The following is a 7,481-nucleotide window of genomic DNA, read 5'->3' as shown; positions in this document are numbered from 1 at the left end:
GTTCTATCTGTTGCAGCAGGGATTTGTCCGCCGCCGGGAGTTTCGTCAGATAATCTGCGGTGCGGTCTGCCGACGTCGGTGCCAGCGGTGTTTTGCCTGTGCCATTCGCCATCGGTGCCGTGGTCAGATGAGTCGCTGAGTAAAGTAAATAACTGTATAAATATCCACAAATTTCTTTATTCTGGGTCAATTGAGTGATAAAATGTCACAAAATAAAATATTTTTCGGATAAATAAAATGAAAGAATTTTTTTCGTATGCCCAGGATCTCCATGAAAAATCGAAGTTATTGCAGCAGCAAAAGTTGGCATCAGATAAAAAGCTGATGGGACAACTTTTTGAGTCTTATGATCAAAAAACTATTGCAGAACTTTTGCGCAGAGTAAATTATAACGACTGGACCCGTGAAACTTTAAATCGCTGGTTTAACGGAAAATCAGTCCAGAAATTGTTAACAGAAGTTGAAGTTGCTATGCTCCAAAAAATGCTACCTGAACCACCCAAAAATCATCCTCAATACGGTTTCCGTTTCATTGATCTTTTTGCAGGGATTGGAGGAATTCGAAAAGGTTTTGAAGAAATTGGCGGTCAGTGTGTTTTTACCAGCGAATGGAATAAAGATGCTGTTCGTACCTACAAAGCAAACTGGTATTGTGATCCGGAATCCCATAAATTTAATTCTGATATTCGTGAAATAACATTAAGTGAAAACCCAAAAATAGATGAAAAAGAGGCTTATAAAAATATTGATAAAGAAATTCCAGATCATGATGTTCTTTTGGCAGGCTTTCCATGTCAGCCATTTTCATTAGCTGGTGTTTCGAAAAAGAACTCCCTTGGTCGTGCTCATGGGTTTGAGTGTGATACACAGGGAACTCTTTTTTTTGATGTGGCCAGAATTATTACCGCTAAAAAACCTGCTATTTTTCTTCTGGAAAACGTTAAGAACTTAAAAAGTCATGATAAAGGGAAAACATTCCGTATTATCATGAATACATTGAATGAGTTGGGATACGCTGTTGCTGATTCTGATATCATGGGGCCGAATGATCCTAAAATTATTGATGGAAAATATTTTTTGCCTCAGCATAGGGAACGAATTGTGTTAGTTGGTTTTCGGAAAGATCTGAATATTCATCAAGGATTTACACTTAGGGATATTAGTCGATATTTCCCGAAAGAACGGCCAACACTTGCGGATTTACTTGAACCAGAAGTTGACAGTAAATATATTCTTACCCCTAATCTCTGGAAATATTTATATAATTATGCCAGAAAACATCAGGCTAAAGGAAATGGCTTTGGATTTGGCCTTATAGATCCCAACAATAAGGATAGTGTTACTCGCACACTTTCTGCGCGTTACCATAAAGATGGCTCAGAAATCCTTATTGACCGGGGATGGAATAAAAAGCTTGGGGAACAGGATTTTGATAATCCAGATAACCAGGAAAATCGCCCGCGTCGTTTAACACCGAAAGAATGCGCACGGCTAATGGGGTTTGAGTCTCCTCAGGGAGAAGCATTTCATATTCCGGTTTCAGATACACAAGCTTATCGACAGTTTGGAAACTCAGTTGTTGTGCCTGTATTTACAGCTGTTGCTAAATTATTAGCTCCTTATATAGCGAAAGCAGTGAAACAACAGCAGATAAACAAAGATCAGGCGGCATAGATAAATTATGGCTGATGTTCACAATCCATCCACTCGCAGTAAAAATATGAGAGCAATTCGTAACTGTGATACAGCCATAGAAAAAAAGCTCGTTAAAATTCTCCATGACCTTGGGGTAACTTATAGAGTGCAGGTAAGGGAGCTTCCGGGTAAGCCTGATTTCGTTATTGATGAATATCAGGCTGTTTTGTTTGTTCATGGATGTTTCTGGCATGGGCATAATTGTCATCTCTTCAAAACTCCGGCAACCCGAACTGAATTCTGGTTAGATAAAATTGAGAAAAATATCAGAAGAGATCAATTTGTTATGAGTTCTCTTTCGGATAATAGCTGGAAGATATTAGTTATTTGGGAGTGTACTTTGAGAGGACGTTTGAAACTGACAGATAATGAGTTGTCAGAAAGAATTGAAGAATGGCTATGTGCCAGTGAAACTCATGCGGAAATTGATACAGTGGGGATACATAAAATACTTTTATAAAAAAATGAGTAGTTATTTGAATTAAAAGTGTTTTTTGACTCTTTTTCTGTAAGAAACAGTTATATTACATACCAAATCGTTTCCACCTATAAGTTTTATTTTGTTTGAAAAATAATCTATCCTTCAGTGTGGCATTCTATTTTTACTTTAATAGAGTTAATCTATAGAGAGATTATAACTAATGGACGGGGCAGAAGATGACTAATAAACTGATAAATATAGATAAAATATCAGTTATCATGAAGGATTTAGGAGCTAAAAAAATTATAGTTAAGCCACTTGCAAACAATGACAATTCTAAACAACAGATATATTTGGGAGCGGATTTTTCTGTCATGCAGGGTATTCCTGTTGGTGAACTGAAAAGTGCTGGTATGTCAAAAAAAGGTGCGAGATTTAAGGCCACATTAAATTTATTTTGGATAAATACTGACAGTTGTAAAGAACAGGCACATGGCTCTCAAATTATTTTATATCCTAACTATCCAGAAATTCGCCTGTCGGGAATTATAAAAGGTTGTTCAATAGCACCATCTCATTTAATGCAACCTCCAACGAAAGAGGAAAGAATAAATAGATGTGATAAGAATCGTTATTTAATTCTTGGTATATGTAAAGACATGGTTTTTGCTTATATGAGTTCTTGGGAAGACGCTCTTTCCATTGAACTCAGAGAATTAATAGATAAAAATTTAATGAATCCTGTTTTCTCTGTTTTTTATGAATATTACTCTAATATTAAAGACAGCCGTAGTGATCTTATCACTCGCTTGAAGGAAATTTATTCTTATGGTTTTATTAAATCGCAAAGACTGGATAAAAATGGTAATGTAATTGAATATAGAGCAAGAAATGGGGCGGGTTTTACTCTGGAAAGTTTATTTGGAATTATACCAAATGGCAGATCTGGGCCTGATTTTTCTGGTTGGGAATTAAAAACACATTCAGGAAGAGTTGTAACTTTAATGACACCAGAACCAGATAAAGGGGAATACATAGAAAATTTACATAAATTTATGAGTGATTATGCATCCAATAAAAAAGAGGATAGAGTCGATTTTGCCAGTATACATAAAATCGGATTGTTAAACGAAAAAACGAAGCTGACTTTATATCTCGAAGGATATGATTTTGATAAGAAAAAAATTATAGATCCTGATGGCGGATTAGTACTTAGGAGTATAAATGGTAATATTGCTGCTGGCTGGAATTTCGGAAAATTATTAGACCACTGGAAACGGAAACATTCTAAAACATGTTTTGTCTCGTATGATGTGAAAAATGGTGATTTCCCATACTATAAGTTTGGTCCCCAAATTGTATTAGCTACAGGTGCTAATCTTAACAAATTTATAAGTGCGCTGGAATCAAGCAAAATATATTATGATCCAGGCATTAATATAAAATATCAGGAGGGATTGTCTAAAGTGAAAAAAAGAAATCAATTCAGGATAAAATGGAAAGATGTATTAAGTATTTATGACAAAGCCGAGAGCTTAGATTTAAATGAAAGTTAATTGAAATATGAGTTCATTGGAGCATTACGATCATAAGAAGGCCGGAAGATCTCGAAGGATCCTTTCGGTCTTTTATTATTTATGGAAAAAATTAGCCATAAAAATAATCAAAGAAACTTTCGAAATTACTTGAACCTATTATTGGTTTAATTTCTTTAGTAATCATATCTGTAAATTCTGAACTAAGCTCATCGTCATCATTATCATCACCAATATCAAAAATATTAAACCTCCCATAAACTATTTCAATTAATTTAGCTATATAAAGAAATCAGCTAATGAATCAGCTATTTTGAATGGTTCACCAATGTCATAATTGGCATAAATAGGAGTGCCTTTAATGTCTGTTATAGCAATAATAGGCTTTCCACCATCAAAATCATCCATAAATATTAGATGATTTTTGGACCAGTTAGGGTTATATAATATATTTTCTGAATCTTTAATCTAGCGATATCCATATTAGGTTTGTTATATTTTTTCAACTTTAAAAAAGGTTATTGGTGTAATTCTTGTTTCTATCTTAATATTAACAGGTTCAAATTTGTTGAAGAAAAAATCTATTTCTTCTGAATGTTCAATCGAATTTGGCCATTTGAGTTCAACACTATTATTTCCTTCAAATTTTCCCTGAAGATTAAATCTTTTATGGACATTAGATAATTCTATTAAGGCTCTTTCTAGTTCACTTATATCATACCCTTAAAATCTTTGTAGTTAGCGACCACATTTTTTACTATTTGTTTAGACGTTGCTTCGCGATCAATTAGGCACCCATTATTAGGAGTATCATAACTACCTTACTTTTTAATTTACGTTTTTCCCCTGAATATCAGTGTTACACATATCGTTGGATCTAATAATATTGCCATTCTCCATATCTTTTTTAGCTATAATTTTGTAGGTGAGTCACTTGTTTCGATATGGTATTAAATGATTGATTTAGATTTATTTTATCCAAAGCATTTCTTATTGTATCAGTATATCCGTGATGATTACCTTGATGCCTTGCCATTACACTAACCAGTCGGCATTGGCGTAGCATGGGTATTTACCAATGTAAGAAAGAAACCAGCCGGAAGCGATCCCGGCTTTTTGCTGTTTCAGAGAGAAAGCAGAATAAAATAGCTAAAATATAGTCTATGTATATATTTACTATGAGTATTATATTTTTCTGTATTATTCCTTTTTTTATCTTTTTATTTATTTTATATTTTTGGCTTTTAAGTTACATATTTAATATATAATATCAATCCTGTAAAATATTTATTTAAGTATGAAAATAACAAAACCTAAAGATCATGGAGATCTTTCCGGATTTTTCATGAGAATATATTTTCTATATCAACTAGTTTTTAATATCATTGGATTAAAAGCGACTATTTTTTTATCCTTAGTCATTCCGCATGGATACAACCCTTCTTTATAAATAACGTTTCGTAATTATGCTACACATAGCCTTCTTCAACCCATTGTTATACATAGAATTATGAGTGGTATAAGATGTAGCACTATTTTGAAATCTTATTTATATTTCGAACATTTTTTCTAATAACGATTTCTTCTGATAACCTAACATGTACCTTTGAATAGATAACATTTTTAGTTGATAATAGACTTCATCTAAAACTTCAAAATAAAAATCATCGTATTCTGTATTTGTTTTTTTCATTCTAGATTTTCTATAAATTAATGTCTTTTCCTCTTGTAAGTCACTGTATTCTTCGTCAATATCTTCTAAATAATCTTCGGCTTCAGAATAGTTATCTTCTAAAGAAAATTCACCAACGCTATTTTCTATAAGATCTTGCCAGACTAAATATCCATTTGGTAAATTTTGACTTAATGATAATCTGAGGGATTTGTCTTTATCTTCCAATAGGATAATATCAGAGGGTGCTTTTTCTCCCCCTGATAAAAGATTATCTGAAAATAAAAAACTCATTGGTTCAGTTATAAATTTCTTATTTTTGTTTTTCATTATTATACCCCTAAAGTTTTATTCCACATTTCTAAAGCACGTTGACTGCCTATTTTGGTTTTTCCTTTCGAGGTATTTTTAGCTCTTATTGGTGTTTCATTCATCATTCCTTTCTTAGCTAAATTTTGTATATTAGCAACCTGTTTCGATATTTCATTAACAGACTGATTTAAGTCTATTTTGTCTAGTGCATTTTTAATAGCCCTGGAGTAACCATTGTGATTACCTTGACACCTTGCCATTACATTAACCAGTCGGCGTTGGAGTGGCATGGGTATTCGCCACGGTAAGAAAGAAGCAGACCGGAAGCGATTCCGGCTTTTTGCTGTTTCAGAGAGAAAATGGAATAAAATAGCAAAAATATAGTTTATGTATATATTTACTATGAGTCTTATATTTTTATGTATTATTAATTTTTTTATCTTTTTATTTATTTTATATTTTTGTGCTTTTAAGTTATATGTTTAGTATATAAGCCTAACCTTGTAAGATATTTATTTTAAGCATGGAAATAATAAAGCCGAAAGATCACGGGGATCTTTCCGGCTTTTTACTATTAGCTTAGGGTAATTTTATTTTCCCTTTTTTGACATTAGATTTAATGTCGTACTTAAAATCTACACAATAGTGACTCAAGACTTCATCTAATTTAATTAGCTTTATTCCTTTGATATTTTCTTTAATTAATCTGTTAGCTACTTTTTCTGAAATAAAGATAAATCCTGCTAATAAAGTAGTCCGTATTGAAAAAATATCATAATTTAATGATTCATTATGAAAAGATAATTTATGAGGAATTAAATTTCCATATTTATCTTTTTCCAATATTGAATATTTTTCATTTAGAAATAACTCCTTGTCAGTAAAAAAAAGATAATTTAATGAGTTATTGATAGTTTTTCCATCTTTAATAGATGTCGCAATTAATTTTTTTAAAACATGATCACTTAATTTAAACTCATTGATAATATTGAAAAATCTATCAGATAGGATATGAGCCATATTGTGTTGATAATAATTAAACCCTAATTTTCCAATATTTTTATTACATAACAAATACAAAGTATCAGGGCATTCCTTATCTAATAGATAATAAGGTATATCATGCTTGGAGCCTTCATAATCCCATTTTTCATTAATTTGCTTTTCGGTATCTACTATAGCATGAAGATATCTTGGCATTAGTGAAGAATTATAATCGTTCATTAATACATAATAATTCATTAACTTACTCTCCCACATTTGGTTGTAGACACTTGACCAGACCATATTTTATTTTTCATATCCATCTGAAGCTTTCTAATAGCATCTCTAGCTTCTCGCTCGTTAATGCTATTATTAGAATACTGGTTTCTTATATCCCTTATTCTTCCTCGCACTTCATCAGAATAATTATTATGATTACTGCTGTGGAAAACTTTCATTCCTTTTCCGACATCTGCTTTCATGGCGGATTCACTACCCGGAATATGAATACCATTAGGTGCAGAATTCATTTGTCTACCGATACCTATTTTATCTAAGAATACTTGATTTTCTTTCCAAACTTCCACAGGGATAACGTGATGGGCTGATAATCTATCGCCGACTTGTCCTTGCATTGCTTTATCTAAGATCCCACTATTAGATAGACCCAAAGGATCAATCCAGTTGACCGGATCATGGACATAGCCGTACGGGTTAAATCCGCCACTAAGATTCAGCGGATCTTAGGGACTATCCCGACGCCATCATACAGTTTAGCGGAGCTTTCCCCCTGATTTAGCAGCCTTTTTCTCCACCGCTTTTTCCCACCCTGTTAAAGAACATGTTAACTCGCCCCGACGAG

Annotated in this window: 9 protein-coding genes; 3 read left to right on the top strand and 6 right to left on the bottom strand. The window is 32.8% G+C overall.

The genetic code is table 11. From position 1 onward, the window contains the following. The coding region (locus tag CKY02_RS25250; RefSeq protein WP_338047390.1) for a type VI secretion system domain-containing protein at window positions 1–190 on the bottom strand (190 nt) is incomplete at its 3' end. 47 nt (window positions 191–237) lie between these two features. On the opposite strand from CKY02_RS25250, the gene CKY02_RS21975 reads away from it, so the two are divergent. From CKY02_RS21975 to CKY02_RS21965, 3 genes are all read left to right on the top strand, one after another. Then, complete coding sequence (locus CKY02_RS21975; protein WP_040154555.1) at window positions 238–1,674, top strand: DNA cytosine methyltransferase; 1,437 nt, start codon at window positions 238–240, stop codon at window positions 1,672–1,674. Between the two features lie 7 nt (window positions 1,675–1,681). Then, window positions 1,682–2,155, top strand: a complete 474-nt coding sequence (locus CKY02_RS21970; RefSeq protein ID WP_011144732.1) for a very short patch repair endonuclease — start codon at window positions 1,682–1,684, stop codon at window positions 2,153–2,155. Between the two features lie 197 nt (window positions 2,156–2,352). Then, window positions 2,353–3,672 carry an MvaI/BcnI family restriction endonuclease gene (locus tag CKY02_RS21965; protein ID WP_205068478.1) on the top strand — a complete coding sequence of 440 codons (1,320 nt, stop codon included), beginning with the start codon at window positions 2,353–2,355 and terminating at the stop codon, window positions 3,670–3,672. An 886-nt stretch (window positions 3,673–4,558) separates the two neighbouring features. Here the strand turns inward: CKY02_RS21965 and CKY02_RS26810 are convergent. The 5 genes from CKY02_RS26810 to CKY02_RS21935 form a co-directional block, all read right to left on the bottom strand. Further along, complete coding sequence (locus CKY02_RS26810) at window positions 4,559–4,687, bottom strand: AHH domain-containing protein (protein WP_420899242.1); 129 nt, start codon at window positions 4,685–4,687, stop codon at window positions 4,559–4,561. 513 nt (window positions 4,688–5,200) lie between these two features. Next, window positions 5,201–5,653, bottom strand: a complete 453-nt coding sequence (locus tag CKY02_RS21950) for a hypothetical protein (protein ID WP_112896896.1) — start codon at window positions 5,651–5,653, stop codon at window positions 5,201–5,203. Window positions 5,654–5,655: 2 nt separating this feature from the next. Next, the gene (locus CKY02_RS21945) at window positions 5,656–5,925 is read right to left on the bottom strand and encodes an AHH domain-containing protein (protein WP_112896895.1); all 270 of its coding nucleotides are present in this window, start codon (window positions 5,923–5,925) and stop codon (window positions 5,656–5,658) included. A gap of 289 nt (window positions 5,926–6,214) precedes the next feature. Further along, a complete protein-coding gene (locus tag CKY02_RS21940; protein WP_240002116.1) occupies window positions 6,215–6,877 on the bottom strand; it encodes an Imm43 family immunity protein in 663 nt (220 codons plus the stop codon). Next, a complete protein-coding gene (locus CKY02_RS21935) occupies window positions 6,877–7,290 on the bottom strand; it encodes an AHH domain-containing protein (protein WP_021326854.1) in 414 nt (137 codons plus the stop codon). Before CKY02_RS21935 ends, CKY02_RS21940 begins: the two co-directional genes overlap by 1 nt. Between the last annotated feature and the right edge of the window lie 191 nt (window positions 7,291–7,481).

The organism is Photorhabdus bodei (genome assembly GCF_003287735.1).
GTDB classification, from domain to species: domain Bacteria; phylum Pseudomonadota; class Gammaproteobacteria; order Enterobacterales; family Enterobacteriaceae; genus Photorhabdus; species Photorhabdus kayaii.
Note: the sequence above shows the minus strand (reverse complement) of the source record. Positions and strands in the feature narration are given on the sequence as shown.

Excerpts from the sequence above, each read along its gene's own strand:
- CKY02_RS21975 (WP_040154555.1), top strand. The coding sequence starts at position 238 with ATGAAAGAATTTTTTTCGTATGCCCAGGATCTCCATGAAAAATCGAAG.
- CKY02_RS21965 (WP_205068478.1), top strand. The coding sequence starts at position 2,353 with ATGACTAATAAACTGATAAATATAGATAAAATATCAGTTATCATGAAG.
- CKY02_RS21970 (WP_011144732.1), top strand. The coding sequence starts at position 1,682 with ATGGCTGATGTTCACAATCCATCCACTCGCAGTAAAAATATGAGAGCA.
- CKY02_RS26810 (WP_420899242.1), bottom strand. The coding sequence starts at position 4,687 with ATGGCAAGGCATCAAGGTAATCATCACGGATATACTGATACAATAAGA.
- CKY02_RS21945 (WP_112896895.1), bottom strand. The coding sequence starts at position 5,925 with ATGCCACTCCAACGCCGACTGGTTAATGTAATGGCAAGGTGTCAAGGT.
- CKY02_RS21940 (WP_240002116.1), bottom strand. The coding sequence starts at position 6,877 with ATGAATTATTATGTATTAATGAACGATTATAATTCTTCACTAATGCCA.
- CKY02_RS21950 (WP_112896896.1), bottom strand. The coding sequence starts at position 5,653 with ATGAAAAACAAAAATAAGAAATTTATAACTGAACCAATGAGTTTTTTA.